Origin of the sequence: Vibrio rhodolitus (assembly GCF_003350325.1) — a bacterium.
Classification (GTDB): domain Bacteria; phylum Pseudomonadota; class Gammaproteobacteria; order Enterobacterales; family Vibrionaceae; genus Vibrio; species Vibrio rhodolitus.
Genome location: NZ_QLYZ01000007.1, coordinates 65,656 through 82,285, shown reverse-complemented (window position 1 = coordinate 82,285; position 16,630 = coordinate 65,656). Strand labels below are relative to the sequence as shown.

The following is a 16,630-nucleotide window of genomic DNA, read 5'->3' as shown; positions in this document are numbered from 1 at the left end:
CGGCTGACGGGGAATTTTTAGGTCAGCAATGGCACGAAAAAAGGTCGCTAATATTACTCGAAGCTGTGACATTGGTCACGTGCCTAGCGCGCATTTCCCAACAAATTTTCGCCTCAATTATGAGTGACATCAAAGTGTAAGAAAGCAGTGGCACAACTAAAAGTGTCGATTGCATATACCAAAGATGCATAACAAAACGACAAATACGAGTGTTTTACAACCAAACGAGTTCTTACTCCGCTCACTAAATTGAGGTTTATTCATGCAACTTTAATAAAATCAGCTATATACTTGTATTAACGCATGGGTGATACAAAATTTTCACTGTTTGCGTCCCTCATGCGTATAAAAAGACGATCAACACGGGTTTGCTAGTTGGCTCTCCCGCTCGGTCAGACAGCAGAGCGTTGAGTCACTATCATCACCATCTATCTTTTACGGTAGATTGGCAGCAAGCTAGCAAGCAGTTAGTCAGCCTCACAACAGTGAGCACTACGCCGCTTCGCGGCAGGAGACGCTTATGGGTGATACGGACAGAAAACTCTTCGTTCTCGATACCAATATTCTACTTCACGAACCTCTCGCCATTTTTTCTTTCCAAGAACACGACGTGGTTATCCCCATGACGGTGTTAGAAGAGCTCGACCGAATCAAAGACAGCAAACGCGACGTTGCTCGCGATGCGCGCGTGGCTATCCGTGCGTTAGAAGCCCTATTTAAAGATGCGACTCCGGATGAAATTTCCGAGGGTATTCCGATCAACCGCGATAAAGAAGGTACGGGACATATCGCCATTCTCGCCGACTTTGAACTGCAAGAAACAGTTAAAGCCTTTGCTGATAAAGCGGGTGACAATCGTATTTTGAACGCCACTATATACTTGCAAAACAAACGTGCACCGCGTGAGGTAATTCTGGTTACCAAAGACATCAATATGCGCCTTCGAGCCAAAGGGGCCGGGGTACGATTTGTCGAAGATTATCGTAGCGATCAATTGATCGACGATGTGCAATACCTCACCAAAGGCTTTCAGCAAATTGAAGGCGACTTTTGGTCTTATGTTGACCAAGTCGAGAGTAAAAACCTTGCGGGTCGCACCTACCACACTCTGGCAAGAGATCCGTTCGAACCCACTTATCTCAATCAATATGTGATTGATGACGACAGTGACTTTGTCGGTCGTGTGGCGCAAATCGAGACAGACTCGATAACTTTGCAAGATCTTAGCCGTGAGCGCCTCATTCATCGACGTGCATGGGACATCACACCGAAAAACATCTATCAAGCGATGGCGCTTGATGCTCTTCTCGACCCTGAGATCGATTTAGTGATCCTAACCGGCGCAGCAGGCAGTGGCAAAACCTTGCTTGCCCTTGCAGCAGCATTGGAACAAAGTATTGAAAAGAACATGTTCGATAAAATCATTGTCACGCGCAACACCCCTGATATCGGTGAGTCGATCGGCTTCTTACCGGGTAGCGAAGAGGAGAAGATGCTACCATGGCTTGCCGCTGTCACGGATACACTAGAAGCACTGCATAAAAACGATCACTGCACCGAAGGCTCACTGAAATACATCTGCGACAAAGCCAATATTCAGTTTAAGTCGATCAACTTTATGCGTGGTCGCTCGATTCAAAACGCGTTTGTGTTACTCGATGAGTGCCAAAACCTCACCGCCTCGCAAATCAAAACCATCATCACGCGTTGCGGCGAAGGGACGAAGATCGTGTGTTCCGGTAACTTGGCGCAAATTGACTCCCACTACCTCACCCCCGTTACCTCAGGCTTGACCTATATGGTGGAGCGATTTAAAAATTTTGAAGGCAGCGCCAATATCCATCTCAATGGGGTGGTACGTAGCCGCTTAGCGGAGTTCGCCGAAGAGAATTTGTAACGGATTCAGATTGACTACAAACCCACAAATGGCGAATTACTATTCTTAATTCGCCATTTATTTAAAATAATTATTCACAAGAAGTGCTTTTTTATGTTTTACTAAGCTTATGTTTTATTCACACTCAAGGATTAGAGTATGGCTTTCAATCTTCGCAACCGTAATTTCGTTAAATTACTCGACTTCACGCCAAAAGAGATCCAGTTCTTACTCGATCTCTCTGCGGATCTCAAAATCGCTAAGTACTCCGGTACAGAGCAGCCGAAGCTACAAGGGAAAAACATTGCTCTGATCTTTGAAAAAGCCTCCACTCGTACCCGATGCGCGTTTGAAGTGGCCGCGTTTGATCAAGGCGCTCAAGTCTCGTATATCGGTCCTTCTGGCTCGCAAATTGGACATAAAGAGTCAATGAAAGACACTGCTCGCGTACTCGGGCGCATGTATGACGGCATCGAATATCGCGGTTTTGGGCAAGCGATTGTTGAAGAGCTTGCTGAACACGCCGGCGTTCCAGTCTGGAATGGTCTCACCGATGAATTCCACCCAACGCAAATCTTGGCCGACTTCTTGACCATGCTCGAACATGGTCAAGGTAAACAACTGTCAGAAATGAGCTTTGCCTATCTTGGGGATGCGCGTAACAACATGGGCAACTCACTGATGGTTGGCGCTGCAAAAATGGGCATGGACATTCGCCTTGTCGCGCCGAAGCAATTTTGGCCAGAAGAAGAGTTGGTGGCGACATGCCAAGCTATCGCCAAGCAAACTGGCGCCAAAATTACCTTAACTGAAAATGTTGACGAGGGTGTACAAGGTTGTGACTTCCTCTACACCGATGTTTGGGTCTCGATGGGCGAAGCGGCTGACGCTTGGGATGAGCGTGTTGCTTTAATGACACCATATCAAATCAATATGGATGTGATTAACAAAACCGGCAATCCACAAGTCAAATTTATGCACTGCCTACCCGCTTTCCATAACGATGAAACCACTGTTGGCAAAGAGGTGGCTGAAAAGTATGGCATGCAAGGACTGGAGGTGACCGAAGAGGTGTTTGAGTCTGACTACTCTATTGTGTTTGATGAAGCGGAGAACCGCATGCACACCATTAAAGCGGTGATGGTCGCGACACTTGGTAGTTAATTTCACCAATTTGTGATTCAAAAAGCGCCAGTTAATCGCTTGCGCTCAGCAATCTTCTGCGTATAATGCACGACAATTTGTCTGGAGGTTGTAAAAAATGCCACGTAATTCGTGTTCTACAATGCGCTTTACTCAAGCTAAGTTCGCTTGCTTGCTGGCTGTTTATTTTACAGTTTCCACCGATTTTTAAAGCCTCCCTATTGGGGGGCTTTTTTATTGCCTAAATTTTATTCTTCTAGTCAGATAGGGATGACGATTATGACCAACACGCTTTACAACAAGCACATCATTTCGATTCCAGAGCTATCACGTGCAGAGCTCGAATTAATAGTCCAAACGGCCGGTCAGCTAAAAGCTGAACCAAACCCAGATCTGATCAAAAACAAAGTGGTTGCGAGCTGCTTTTTCGAACCATCGACCCGCACTCGTCTCTCTTTCGAAACGGCAATTCAACGTATTGGCGGTGATGTAATTGGTTTTGACAATGGCGGTAATACTTCATTGGCAAAAAAAGGCGAAACGCTGGCGGACTCAGTACAAGTTATCTCGACCTATGTGGATGCATTTGTCATGCGTCACCCACAAGAAGGCGCGGCGCGTCTTGCTGCGGAATTTTCCAATGGCGTTCCAGTGATTAACGCAGGCGATGGCGCAAACCAGCACCCAACGCAAACCTTATTGGATCTGTATACCATTTCTGAAACCCAAGGACGTTTAGATAACCTTAACGTCGCCTTTGTTGGTGACCTAAAATACGGTCGTACCGTGCACTCATTGACTCAGGCACTTGCGAAGTTTAACAACATTCGCTTCTTCTTCGTCGCACCAGATGCGCTTGCGATGCCAGATTATATCTGTGAAGAGCTCGATGAAGCGGGCATTGCATACAGCCTACATACCGACATGGAAACGGTGATCCCTGAATTGGATATTCTTTACATGACTCGCGTACAAAAAGAGCGTTTTGATGAGTCTGAATATGCCCATATCAAGTCAGCATACATTCTAACCGCCTCAATGCTAGAAGGTGCGCGTGAGAACCTTAAGGTACTGCACCCACTACCACGCGTCGATGAAATCACCACTGATGTGGATAAAACCCCACACGCTTATTACTTCCAGCAAGCTGAAAATGGCGTGTATGCGCGCCAAGCACTGTTAGCACTTGTTTTAAATCAATCACTGTAATCGAGGAGAATCACAATGGCTAAAGAAACTCAATTGCAGGTTGAAGCAATTAAGAATGGCACGGTTATCGACCACATTCCGGCACAAGTGGGTATTAAAGTACTCAAACTGTTTAGCATGCACAAAAGTAACCAGCGCGTGACTGTCGGCTTGAATCTGCCTTCATCGGCTCTTGGTCACAAAGATCTGCTGAAGATTGAAAATGTGTTTATCAGTGAAGAGCAAGCCAGCAAACTGGCACTGTACGCACCGCATGCGACCGTCAACCAAATCGAAGACTATCAGGTAGTCAGAAAGCTGGCTTTGGAACTTCCTGAGCAGGTAAACAATGTTTTTGCCTGTCCAAACACCAACTGCATTACTCACGGAGAGCCTGTAGAGAGCAGCTTTAAAGTTTTTGAGAAAAACAATGATGTGCGCTTAAAGTGCAAATACTGTGAGAAAGTCTTCTCGCGTGAAATCGTGACCGAGCGTTAAACTACATCTAATCACAACTACGATATTCTCTACATCCATGCCCTGCGAAAGCGGGGCATCTTGCTCTTTACCTAATGATTTATAAAAGGCACACTGACGGTCTTAATTCGATCAGATAAACGAGAAAACCACATGACTAAAGTTCTTCACACAGAATCAGCACCAGCGGCAATCGGTCCTTATGTACAGGGTGTTGACCTAGGTAACATGGTGCTAACTTCAGGTCAGATCCCAGTAAACCCAGTAACGGGCGAAGTGTCTGCTGAAATCACAGTGCAAGCACGTCAATCACTAGAAAACGTCAAAGCGGTGGTAGAAGCATCAGGTCTAGGTGTGGCTGATATTGTAAAAATGACGGTATTTGTTAAAGACTTGAATGACTTTGGCGCAGTAAACGAAGTGTATGGTGCCTTCTTTGATGAGCACAATGTCGCAAACTACCCTGCACGTTCATGTGTGGAAGTGGCGCGCCTACCAAAAGATGTAGGTATTGAAATCGAAGCGATTGCTGTTTGTAAATAATTACGTGCAAGTACAATAAGAAAGGCGAGCATTAGCTCGCCTTTTTCAATCTCAGTCTTAGTAAACCGCTTAGCTCTATTTAAAGCCTTTGACCTTTTTGATCAGATCGTACGCATTTTGGATCTCTTGCGATTTCTCTTTAGCGACATTCATCATTTCTGGCGGTAAGCCTTTTGCCATCAACTTATCTGGGTGATGCTCATTCATCAGCTTACGATAAGCACGTTTAACACTTTTCGCTTCCGCCTCTTCATCAATACCGAGAACTTTGTAAGCATCACTCAGTTGGCTAGCTGCATTCGTTTGCTGCCAATGACCAGATTGTTGATGACCGCCAGACTGACCTTCAAACCCACCGCGTTGAAAGCGAAATGCCGCTTCTTGCATGCGTAGACGTTGCTCTAGTTGCTGAGAAGAGAAACCGAGCTTTTGCGCCACACGATGCAGCACATCGCGCTCACTCGGGTGAATATCCCCGTCAGCAAAAGCTGCTGAAATCTGTAGCTCCAAAAAAAATTGCAGCAAGTCAAAACGACCACCTGATGAGATCTTTACTCGCTCCAATACAGAGTCGAGAGGAAAGTCGCTAGATTTTCCCTCACGAAAAGCATTTTGCGCCGCTGTGCGCTGGTCGCCATGCAAGTTCATACGATCCATCATCGCGCTCGCTAACTGAATTTCTTCGCGAGTCACTTGCCCTTTCGCTTTAGCGACGTGCCCCATCACCGCAAACGCCGCTTTAAAGAACTCTTCTTGTTTTTGCGCTTGGCTTGGTCCACCGCTAAACGGTGAAGAATTAAACCCCGCTTGGCTTAAACGACGAGCCTTATCAAATTGATGCCCTAAAAAAAGACCAAACAGCGCACCAAATGGACCACCAAATAGGAAGCCAAAAAAAGTACCGAGAATTTTGCCAAAAATATGCATTATGTGCTCTCAATCTATGAATTTTATCATCGTTAAGCGGTCTGATAGTGCCGGACGGTTGAAATTCCTTTATGATAAAGACCGATTTTTCTTTGTTCGGTTGTCTATTCACCGAATTTATCAAGTTCAACAGGATAGTAAAACTCGATGTCACGTTTTCCACGTACGTTACTAGCCGCTTCAATCAGTGCAGCACTATTTGCACCTTCGATTCAAGCCAATGAAGTCAAAGCCGACGATAGTGTGCAGGAACTGCCTGCTATAGATCAATGCCTGATTGATCAACCTGAGGCAGAAAATCCGAATCAGTTACCAATCACTGTCGAAGCGGATAGCCTTGAAGGCGTTAATGGTGACAAAGCCACCTACAGTGGTAATGTTGTTGTTGTGCAAGGCAAAAAGCGCATGCAAGCTGACAATGTAACACTGCACCAACAAGACAACGTTGTGGTAGCAGAAGGTAACGTAATGTTCAGCGATGGTGAAGTAAAAACCATTTCCGACAAAGCGGTTAATAACCTCAATACAGAGTATGTGGAACTCAATAACACTAAATACCAGTTCTTATGTGAACCGGGTCGTGGTGAAGCTGTCTATGTGTCAAAAACAGGCAAAGCTGTGTATGAGATCGAAGACGGTTCGATTACCTCTTGTCCTGAGGGCGATAACTCATGGCGCATGACCGCTACCAGCATTGAAATCGATCAAAACGAAGAAGAAGCCACTTTTTTCAATCCACGCTTTGAAATTCAGCGCGTACCTGTATTTTACTTACCTTTCCTAACCGTACCGATTGGCGATACTCGTAAAACAGGTTTCCTCTACCCAACTGCCTCTTACGGTTCGAGTGATGGTATCGAATTTGAAGTACCAATTTATTGGAACTTAGCACCTGAATACGATTTAGAGACCACGCTTAAATACATGGAAAAGCGCGGTACCCAATTAAACAGTAAATTCCGTTACTTAACCGATTTTGGACAAGGTCAGATTGAATCAGAATATCTACCTGATGACCAGAAGTACCCAGAGCAAGGCGACCGCTGGGCGATGCAATACACTCACGACGGCATTTACCAGCAGAACTGGAAGTTCCATATCGATTACTCAAAAGTAAGTGATATTGCCTACTTTACCGATGTCGATTCAAGTATTGGTAAGCGCGAAGATGGCCAGTTAATTCAAGAAGGCGAGTTCCAGTACCGTAGTCAAAACTGGGATGCGACGCTGTTAATGCGTGACTTCCAAGTGCTGACCGAAGAAGGCAGCTTGCCATACCGTATTTTACCGCAGTTATCTTTTAACTATTATTCACCCGGTTTAATGCCTTATCTCGACTTTGATGTTATCAGTCACATCTCACGTTTCGATACTGATGATAAAAGCAAGCCCTCTGCTACCCGTATACATGTCGAACCAGGTCTAACTATTCCATTCAATACGACATGGGGATCTTGGACAACCGAAGCTCGTATTTTAGGTACTAACTATCAGCAAGATATAGATAGCATTGACCCAACCGATGCTCAGTTTGATAACTACAACCTTAAAGAAAATGTGACGCGAGTGATACCTCAGTTCCGTTCACACGCAGGAATCGTATTAGAACGTAACAGCTACGTACTTGGTGGATACACCCAAACGCTTGAACCACAGGTTCAATACTTGTATGTGCCTAAAGAAGATCAGTCAGATATCTATCTTTACGATACCACTCTACTGCAAACAGACTACTACGGGCTATTTCGCAGCCGTAAGTTCAGTGGTGTCGACCGCATTGCCGCAGCCAACCAATTTAGCTATGGCGCCTCGACACGCTTCTTTGATGATATGTACAAAGAACGTTTGAATATTTCGTTTGGTCAGATTTTCTACCTCGATAAATCAACTAAAAATAGCGAAGCCATCACCTCCGAGAACGATTCAACAAGTTATTCAGCGTGGGCTGTTGAGATGGACTTTAACTTTAATGATTATTTGTTCTATCACGGTGGTTTGCAATACGATGTTGACTCAAGCGAAATGCAAGTAGCGAACAGCACTCTGGAATACCGCACTGGCAATGGCTATATCCAAGGTAACTACCGCTATGTGACTAAGAGTTACATTGAACAAACAGTAGATCTCGACAGTATAGATATAAACAACGGTATCGACGGTATTACGCAAGATGGTATATCTCAAGCGGGGCTGTTGGCTGGTTATACTTTTTCGCCTAATTGGAATGCCAGCGCGCAATACTTTTATGATTTAACGACGGATCAGTCAATTGAATGGCTCGCACGCTTAAACTATATCGATGATTGTTGGTATATCGGCTTTACCTATACCAACCAACTACGCAGCTGGAACCCTAGCTTCGCAAGTTATCCAAATGCCGAAGCTGAGTACGAAAACAACTTCAGTATTAACTTTGGTATTGTTGGCTTTGGTACCAATATCGGTGCTGGTTCAGGTCTAGCTGGATTAGATGGCTCAAGTAACTCTCTTGGCTACGGTCGCCCATTCTTCTTAAACAACTAATTTCTTAAGCCAGCCTGCGGGCTGGCAAACATCTAAAGGTTATTGATGAATACTTGGAAAAAAACACTGCTAGCTCTTGTGGCTGCCTGCCAGATCGGTGCAGTTAACGCCAATGTAGTGGAAATGGATAAAGTGGCAATTATTGTTAATGAAGGCGTTGTCCTACAAAGCGATATCGATACCGCCCTAAAAACGTTGACCATTAATGCAAAAAAAAGTGGTCAGTCACTGCCAGATAGAGAAGCCTTAATCGAGCAGGTTGAAGAGAAACTTATTCTGGAAACGATTCAACAACAAGAAGCCGAACGTATCGGTATTCGTGTTGATGACAACCGCCTTAACGCGGCTATTGCAGACATTGCTAAAAAGAACAATCAAACCGTTGAGCAGCTTATTGCCGCTATTAGTGAAGAAGGGATTAGCTACCCTGAGTTTCGCGAGCAAATCCGTAAGGAAATCGCCGCAGGTGATGCGCGTAATACTCTTGTTCGTCGACGCGTCAACATCTTGCCTGCTGAAGTTGATAACTTAGCTGAAGTGCTCGCCAATGAAACTAACGCCACTGTGCAATACAAAATTGGTCATATCCAACTGCGCGTGAACGACGGTGACGATAAAGCAAAAGTTCAAGCACAAGCTCAAGAGTTGGTAGATAGAATCAATAATGGTGAAGATTTCGAGAAACTCGCTTACACCTATTCAAAAGGTCCTAAAGCGCTGCAAGGTGGTGATTGGGGTTGGATGCGTAAAGAAGAGATGCCGACCATCTTTGCCGACCAGATTAAGCTACAAAACAAAGGTGCTATCATTGGTCCATTCGCTAGCGGTGTAGGTTACCACATCCTTAAAATTGAAGATGTGAAAGGTCTTGAAACGGTTGCAGTAACTGAAACCAATGCGCGCCACATCCTCATCAAACCAACGGTTATCCTCAGCGACGAAGGGGTACAAAAACAGCTCAATGAAATAATTCGTCAAGTGAAAGCAGGTGAAGCAACCTTTGGTGAGTTGGCGCAGCAATATAGCCAAGACCCAGGTTCAGCGGCGCAAAATGGTGAGCTTGGTTATCAAACATCAGATATCTATGTACCAGAGTTTAAACATCAAGTAGATACTCTGCCAATCGGTCAAATCAGTGCACCATTCAAAACGGTTCATGGCTGGCACATTGTCGAAGTACTTGATCGCCGCGAAGTCGATCGTACGGATTCAGCAATGAAAAACAAAGCCTATCGAATTCTGTTCAATCGTAAATTCAACGAAGAAGTCAGTGCATGGCTGCAAGAAATTCGCGCGGGAGCTTATGTTGAAATGGTAAAGGATCAGCAAAATGACAATTAAGCGTATTGTTGTCACTGCCGGCGAACCAGCAGGGATAGGTCCTGACTTGGTCCTTGCGCTTTCTAAAGAAGGTTGGGAGCATCAAATTGTCGTCTGTGCTGACAAATCGATGCTAGCCCAGCGCGCTGAGCTGCTCGGAATCGATGTCACCTTACATGATTACGACCCTTCTCAACCCGCAGCTAAACAGCAAGCAGGTTCACTTATCGTTGAACACATCCCACTGGCAGCTAACGTTACTGCAGGTCAGCTTGATGAAGCCAATGGTCATTATGTCCTACAAACGCTAGAGCGTGCTGCCAATGGCTGTATGACCGGTGAGTTTGATGCGGTAGTAACTGGTCCGGTACATAAAGGCGTGATCAACCGAGCGGGCGTGGCCTTTAGTGGGCATACTGAGTTTTTCGCCGAAAAATCCAATACCCCACTGGTGGTAATGATGCTAGCAACGGAAGGTTTGCGGGTTGCCTTGGTGACAACGCACATACCACTTGCTTACGTATCTAAAGCAGTGACCGCAGAGCGTTTAGAAAAAATCATCGATATTTTGCATACCGATTTGGTAGAAAAATTTGCTATTCGTCAACCAAACATCTATGTTTGCGGGCTTAATCCTCATGCAGGCGAAGATGGCTGTTTGGGCAGAGAAGAAATCGAGACTATTACGCCAACCTTAGAGCGTATCAAACAGGAAAAAGGCATTAACCTGATTGGTCCACTTCCTGCTGACACCATCTTTAACGAGAAGTATTTACAAGATGCGGATGCGGTACTGGGTATGTATCACGACCAAGTGCTTCCCGTGCTAAAATACAAAGGATTTGGTCGCTCAGTGAATATCACACTCGGCCTACCATTTATTCGGACATCGGTGGACCACGGTACAGCACTTGATCTTGCTGGCACGGGTTCAGCAGATACAGGGAGCTTCCGAACTGCATTGGCGCACGCAATAGATTTAGTAGAGAAGAAACAATGAGAAATGATGTCCATCTAGGGCACAAAGCGCGTAAACGTTTTGGTCAAAACTTCCTAAACGATCCATATATCATTGATGGTATTGTTTCAGCCATCAACCCAAGACCAGGTCAAAACTTGGTTGAGATCGGTCCGGGTCTAGGTGCAATTACCGAGCCTGTAGGTCGCGAAGTTGATAAGTTTACCGTTATCGAACTTGACCGTGATCTAGCAGAGCGTCTGCGTAATCACCCTGAGCTTGCGGATAAGTTAACTATCCATGAAGGCGACGCGATGCGTTTCGACTTCACGCAACTGGTTAAGCCAAACAACAAACTGCGTATTTTCGGTAACTTGCCGTACAACATTTCTACGCCGTTGATGTTCCACTTGTTTGAATTCCACGCGGATATTCAAGACATGCACTTTATGCTGCAAAAAGAAGTGGTTAACCGTCTAGCGGCAGGTCCTGGTAGTAAAGCTTATGGTCGCCTAACGGTGATGGCTCAGTACTACTGCAAAGTGGTACCTGTACTAGAAGTTCCACCAACAGCATTTGTTCCGCCACCAAAAGTGGACTCTGCGGTAGTACGTCTAGTACCTTACGAAACGCTGCCGCATCCAGCGACAAGCCTAAAATGGCTTGAGCGTGTATGCCGTGAAGGCTTCAACCAACGCCGTAAGACTGTACGCAACTGCTACAAGGCACTGATGAGTGCTGAAACGCTGGAAGAGCTAGGTGTAAACCCTGCAATGCGTCCAGAAAACCTAACGTTAGAGCAATTTGTTGCCATGGCGAACTGGTTAGATGCAAATAGCAACCACCAAGCATAAACTTTAAGGGCGCACTCGCGCCCTTTTGTTTGGCTATACTCAAGTAACCTCAAGGTGCGAGGTTACTTGAGTATATACGAGGAGCTTATATGGATGTCTCTCAACCTTGTATTAAAGTCCAAGTTCATACCCGCTATATCGCGGAACAATCCGATCCTGCGGCAAAACGCTATATCTTTGCTTATCTCATTACTATCAAAAACCTCAGCACTGAAACCGTACAGCTAATTGCTCGTCGCTGGCTGATTACTGATGCCAATGGCAAACAAGTCAGTGTCGAAGGTGAAGGTGTGGTTGGACAACAACCCTTTATTGACGGCAATGATGAGTATACCTATACCAGTGGTACGGCAATTGAAACCCCTGTCGGAGTGATGCAAGGTCAATACATCATGCTGGATGCCAAAGGACAGCAATTCCACGCTGAAATCGAGCCGTTTCGTCTCGCTATCCCCAATGTCTTAAATTAGGAAAAATGCTGTGGCAACATATATCGTTGGCGATATACAAGGCTGCTTTGATGAACTCAAGCAGCTACTTAACACTGTGCAATTTAATCCAACTCAAGATCAGCTCTGGCTCGCTGGTGACTTAGTCGCCCGTGGTCCTAAATCACTAGAAACACTCCGTTTTGTTAAACAACTCGGTGATAGCGCAAGAGTGGTACTCGGCAACCATGACTTACATTTGCTCGCGGTTTCCCTTGGGATTCATCGCGTAAAAGACAAAGATCAAACCGCGCCGATTTTTGCCGCTGAAGATAAAGATGAGCTTTTGACATGGCTGCGTCACCAGCCATTAATGGCAGAACATGAAGAGTTTGTGATGAGTCATGCTGGTATCTCGCCGCAATGGGATTTAGCCACCGCGAGAGTCAATGCAAAAGAAGTGGAACAAATCCTACAAAGCCACGATTGGACTTGGTTAATTGAAAACATGTACGCCAATCAACCGGACTTATGGGATAACAAGCTGGAGGGTATTGAGCGCTGCCGTTATATCATTAACGCTTTTACCCGAATGCGTTTCTGCTTTGCCGATGCTCGGCTCGATATGGATTGCAAATTACCGCCACAAAAAATCACCGGTGATGAGCTTGTGCCGTGGTTTGAACTACCAAGTCGAATCCGATTAGATAAAGCGGTGATCTTTGGTCACTGGGCGGCACTTGAAGGGCATCAAAGTGACCAAGAGATAGGCTTAGACACTGGCTGCGTCTGGGGTGGCTCACTCACAATGTTGCGTTGGGAAGACAAACAGTTTTTTACTCAACCAGCGTTAGCATAGTTAACGCATGGATTACGGAACGCGATGCTACGGACAACGGAATCGCGAGGGAACTCGCGATATCAACATCTCACAGTTTCAGACTAACTAAACCGTCCCGCATCTAATAGTGAAGCTCCGATTTACTTTCCGTAAACGCAGTGTTCTCGCATCCGTCAGCGAAGCGTTCCATACAAAGCGAAGCCACGCTTCGCGCCCTACTCTCTATCCAAAACAGTAAAACGCATATCGTAAGCGTTCTTTTCGTCGGCACTGTAATGCTCTGAATGACTCTCAACAAAGCTTTCGTCCCATGCAGGAAATTGGGTATCACCCTCAATCTTTGCATCGATATGGGTGATGTAGAGACGAGTCGCAATAGGCAAGCACGCAGCGTAGATGGCACCACCGCCGATGATCATCACTTCTTCTACCTCTCCAGCAACCTCTAAAGCCTGCTCAATTGACGTCACGGTCTCAACACCTTCGATAGTTAGTGTGTTATCGCGGCTAATCACGATATTCTGACGACCAGGCAGCGGTCGACCAATAGACTCATAAGTCTTACGTCCCATGATCACTGGTTTGCCTAACGTACAGCGTTTAAACCAAGCAAAATCTGCTGGCAAGTGCCATGGCATTTGATTGTCTTTACCAATAATACGCTCGTCTGCCATCGCGGCAATCATGCTAATAATCATTCAGTTATCCTATTTATTGAGCCTAACTTTCTGTAAAAGTAGTGTTTTTTCTATGCGTCTAAACAATTGGACGGCGACGATAGAATAGCAAGCCTGGCATTGCTAAGCCAACCGCAAGACCGGCGATAATAAACATCGCTTTCAAAAAGTTAGTCGCCAGCATTTCTAGTAACTGTGGTTCAAAACCACGGTGGTTGAGCTCAACTAGCGCGATCATGGCTTTAAAGGCAAACACCCCCGGCACCATGGGGATCAAAGACGCCACGGTAAACACTTTCGGGTGCGCTAACAGTTTATGCGACCAATGCACGCCAATCATGCCAACAAAAGTCGCGGCAAAGAAAGTCGCCCATTCAATCGGAATACCAAAATGCATCATTAGGTAGCGTGAACCATGACCTATCGCTCCGCCTAATGCGCAATACTTGAGTGCTTTCACTGGCACATTGAACACTAAGGCAAAGCCGACCGCGGGAATCGCGGCAAAGAACATATCATTGAGTAAACCAAACAGCAGTTCGAAGAAACTCATAATAGCCACCCCCACACATCAAAAACACTCATGGCGGCAATAATGCCAAGACAAGTCGCAAGCGTTAGCAAGCTCGCCATAACAAAGCGAGCAATGCCCATATTGACGTAGCCTTTTAGCATGTCGGCGACACAGTTAATTAATGGCACACCGGGAACCAACATCAAAACTGACGATGCCATCACCAATGTAGGTAAATTACCGATATTGTAGATATAGGCTTGTACAGAAATCGCCGTGGTGACAAAAGCCGTCACAGCAAAGTTAAGGAGTGGATTGAAATGACGATGACCAATCTCTTGACGCACAGTCATCCCCACGGCAGAAGCAAGGAAAGTCATGGCAAATACTGCCCAGTCACCGCCCGCGAGGCGAGCAAATGCAGCACAGGATAGACCAATCATCACCACCACTAACCAACGATTATAACGCTCTGGGCTGATCTGATTGATCTTATGCTGAGCAAGATATTCATCAATGATCCCGCGCTCAAGCATAATACAGATGCGTTGTACTTGAGTAACGACACGCATGTTGATACCACGATCAGCACAGCGCCTCGCGGTGGTGATGCAATGCCCACGATTAACTGTGGTGACCACCAATGAACTAGAAGAAAGTGAGACTTCCACTTCATCCATACCACAGGCAAGTCCAATCCTTTCCATAATGCTGCCGACCAATGCGCTCTCAGCTCCATGAGCAAGCAGCATTTGACCAGCTTGTGCAATTAAGCGGGAAACCGCTCTTTGCTTGGTATCCATACTGATTTAACAACTCCCTAAATCACACTCTTCCTTGAAGGGATGACATTGTGACCAAAATTAACGCAAATAACTTTGATTTCAGACCAGATTTGTTTTTAGACGTAAAAAAGCCGCAAATAAATTGCGGCTTTCAATTCGATAAAAGGATTAATCGCGAACGTAGACAACGTGACCGTCATCTTCTTCGTCATCCCAATCATCCCAGTCGTCGTCATCACCTTCAGTAATAACGTCTTTACCAGACATCGCGTCTTTGTGGTAATCATCCCACATGAAATCAACTTTATCTTCTTCGCTGATCTCTTCTTCACCGCGAGGTAGAGTTTCCATAAAGTCAGCTAGCTTGTAACAAAGCTCTTTCGTGCCTTGCTTGTTCACTGCTGAGATCTTGAAGTATTCTTCTTCCCAACCTAGCGCATCCAAAATACCTTGAATCACTTCATCAGCTTCTTCTTCAGGCATTAGATCCACTTTGTTGAACACTAGCCAGCGAGGTTTGTCTGCCAGCTTCTCACTGTATTGCTCTAGCTCGTCAATGATCGTTAATGCATTTTGGATCGGATCAGATTGATCAATCGGCATAATATCGATCATGTGTAGCAATACGCGACAACGCTCTAGGTGCTTCAAGAAACGAATACCTAGACCCGCACCGTCAGCAGCACCTTCGATTAGACCAGGGATGTCAGCAACAACGAAGCTCTTTTCTGGAACAACGCTGACTACGCCAAGGCTTGGGATTAGTGTCGTGAACGGGTAATCCGCTACTTTCGGTTTCGCTGCAGAGACTGCGCGAATGAAAGTTGATTTACCTGCATTAGGCAGACCAAGCATACCAACGTCAGCGAGCAATAGTAGCTCAAGACGCAGTTCACGGATCTCACCTTTAGTACCCAGTGTTTTTTGGCGTGGCGCGCGGTTCACTGAAGATTTAAAACGCGTGTTACCAAGACCATGCCAGCCGCCTTTCGCAACCATCATTTTCTTGCCGTGTTCTGCAACTTCAGCTACCACTTCATTAGTGTGGATATCAACCGCACGTGTACCTACAGGTACGCGTAGAACTTTATCTTTACCACGTTTACCAGTACAGTTACCACCACGACCATTCTCGCCGCGTTCCGCTTCATAAAAGCGTTGGAAACGGTAATCGATCAGCGTGTTTAGGTTCTCGTCAGCTTGAATGTAAACATCACCGCCGTCGCCACCGTCACCACCGTCAGGACCACCTTTGGTAATAAATTTCTCACGCCAGAAACTTACTACACCACTACCGCCATCACCGGCTTGAACTTTAACTACCGCTTCATCAACGAATTTCATCTGTTACTCCGCATTATGTGCGTTGCAATATCACTTACAAGGCTCATTCGAGCCAATTGACAATGATATAAATTCTAGCAGATCCCATATACAGATCGATCACCTGAGATCTTGGGTCGCCTACTTTGGACCAAATAACGAGAGGTTTTCTCTGTTCAGCTATAAAAACTAAAAGCCTCTGGTTATTTGCCCTTGCTAAAAATAAAAAACCCCGCCGAATCGGCAGGGCTTT

The 16,630-nt window shown here is 45.7% G+C and carries 16 protein-coding genes; 11 read left to right on the top strand and 5 right to left on the bottom strand.

The genetic code is table 11. From position 1 onward, the window contains the following. Positions 1-520 precede the first annotated feature (520 nt). From DPF93_RS09135 to DPF93_RS09115, 5 genes are all read left to right on the top strand, one after another. Entirely contained in the window at positions 521-1,897 is a 1,377-nt protein-coding gene (locus DPF93_RS09135; protein ID WP_114765895.1) for a PhoH family protein, read from the top strand. A 138-nt stretch (positions 1,898-2,035) separates the two neighbouring features. Further along, positions 2,036-3,040, top strand: coding sequence for an ornithine carbamoyltransferase (locus DPF93_RS09130; protein WP_114765894.1), 1,005 nt, complete (start codon positions 2,036-2,038; stop codon positions 3,038-3,040). A gap of 258 nt (positions 3,041-3,298) precedes the next feature. Then, on the top strand, positions 3,299-4,228 hold the full coding sequence (pyrB, locus tag DPF93_RS09125) for an aspartate carbamoyltransferase (protein ID WP_114765893.1): 930 nt from the start codon (positions 3,299-3,301) through the stop codon (positions 4,226-4,228). 15 nt (positions 4,229-4,243) lie between these two features. Further along, on the top strand, positions 4,244-4,705 hold the full coding sequence (pyrI, locus tag DPF93_RS09120) for an aspartate carbamoyltransferase regulatory subunit (RefSeq protein WP_114765892.1): 462 nt from the start codon (positions 4,244-4,246) through the stop codon (positions 4,703-4,705). 132 nt (positions 4,706-4,837) lie between these two features. Next, the gene (locus DPF93_RS09115) at positions 4,838-5,227 is read left to right on the top strand and encodes a RidA family protein (RefSeq protein WP_114765891.1); all 390 of its coding nucleotides are present in this window, start codon (positions 4,838-4,840) and stop codon (positions 5,225-5,227) included. Positions 5,228-5,302: 75 nt separating this feature from the next. Here DPF93_RS09115 and djlA read toward each other — a convergent pair whose 3' ends face one another. Beyond that, positions 5,303-6,154, bottom strand: coding sequence for a co-chaperone DjlA (gene djlA, locus DPF93_RS09110; protein ID WP_114765890.1), 852 nt, complete (start codon positions 6,152-6,154; stop codon positions 5,303-5,305). Between the two features lie 147 nt (positions 6,155-6,301). Between djlA and lptD the strand changes: the two genes are divergently transcribed. The 6 genes from lptD to apaH all read left to right on the top strand — a co-directional run bounded on the left by lptD (position 6,302) and on the right by apaH (position 13,096). Then, the gene (gene lptD, locus DPF93_RS09105) at positions 6,302-8,677 is read left to right on the top strand and encodes an LPS assembly protein LptD (RefSeq protein ID WP_114765889.1); all 2,376 of its coding nucleotides are present in this window, start codon (positions 6,302-6,304) and stop codon (positions 8,675-8,677) included. 45 nt (positions 8,678-8,722) lie between these two features. Further along, positions 8,723-10,018, top strand: coding sequence for a peptidylprolyl isomerase SurA (gene surA, locus DPF93_RS09100; RefSeq protein WP_114765888.1), 1,296 nt, complete (start codon positions 8,723-8,725; stop codon positions 10,016-10,018). Beyond that, positions 10,008-10,997, top strand: a complete 990-nt coding sequence (gene pdxA, locus DPF93_RS09095) for a 4-hydroxythreonine-4-phosphate dehydrogenase PdxA (RefSeq protein ID WP_164675345.1) — start codon at positions 10,008-10,010, stop codon at positions 10,995-10,997. The genes surA and pdxA overlap by 11 nt, the downstream gene beginning before the upstream one ends. Then, positions 10,994-11,809, top strand: coding sequence for a 16S rRNA (adenine(1518)-N(6)/adenine(1519)-N(6))-dimethyltransferase RsmA (rsmA, locus tag DPF93_RS09090; RefSeq protein WP_114765886.1), 816 nt, complete (start codon positions 10,994-10,996; stop codon positions 11,807-11,809). The genes pdxA and rsmA overlap by 4 nt, the downstream gene beginning before the upstream one ends. Positions 11,810-11,898: 89 nt before the next feature. Further along, positions 11,899-12,279 carry a Co2+/Mg2+ efflux protein ApaG gene (gene apaG / locus DPF93_RS09085; RefSeq protein ID WP_114765885.1) on the top strand — a complete coding sequence of 127 codons (381 nt, stop codon included), beginning with the start codon at positions 11,899-11,901 and terminating at the stop codon, positions 12,277-12,279. 10 nt (positions 12,280-12,289) lie between these two features. Beyond that, positions 12,290-13,096 (top strand): bis(5'-nucleosyl)-tetraphosphatase (symmetrical) ApaH, encoded by an 807-nt coding sequence (apaH, locus tag DPF93_RS09080; protein WP_114765884.1) that lies wholly within the window; start codon positions 12,290-12,292, stop codon positions 13,094-13,096. Between the two features lie 197 nt (positions 13,097-13,293). On the opposite strand, the gene folA is transcribed toward apaH, so the two are convergent. From folA to cgtA, 4 genes are all read right to left on the bottom strand, one after another. Next, the gene (folA, locus tag DPF93_RS09075) at positions 13,294-13,776 is read right to left on the bottom strand and encodes a type 3 dihydrofolate reductase (protein WP_114765883.1); all 483 of its coding nucleotides are present in this window, start codon (positions 13,774-13,776) and stop codon (positions 13,294-13,296) included. A 58-nt stretch (positions 13,777-13,834) separates the two neighbouring features. Beyond that, positions 13,835-14,308 (bottom strand): threonine/serine exporter family protein, encoded by a 474-nt coding sequence (locus tag DPF93_RS09070; RefSeq protein ID WP_114765882.1) that lies wholly within the window; start codon positions 14,306-14,308, stop codon positions 13,835-13,837. Beyond that, the gene (locus DPF93_RS09065) at positions 14,305-15,072 is read right to left on the bottom strand and encodes a threonine/serine exporter family protein (protein WP_114765881.1); all 768 of its coding nucleotides are present in this window, start codon (positions 15,070-15,072) and stop codon (positions 14,305-14,307) included. The genes DPF93_RS09070 and DPF93_RS09065 overlap by 4 nt, the downstream gene beginning before the upstream one ends. 150 nt (positions 15,073-15,222) lie before the next feature. Then, a complete protein-coding gene (gene cgtA, locus DPF93_RS09060) occupies positions 15,223-16,398 on the bottom strand; it encodes an Obg family GTPase CgtA (protein ID WP_114765880.1) in 1,176 nt (391 codons plus the stop codon). Positions 16,399-16,630 lie beyond the last annotated feature (232 nt).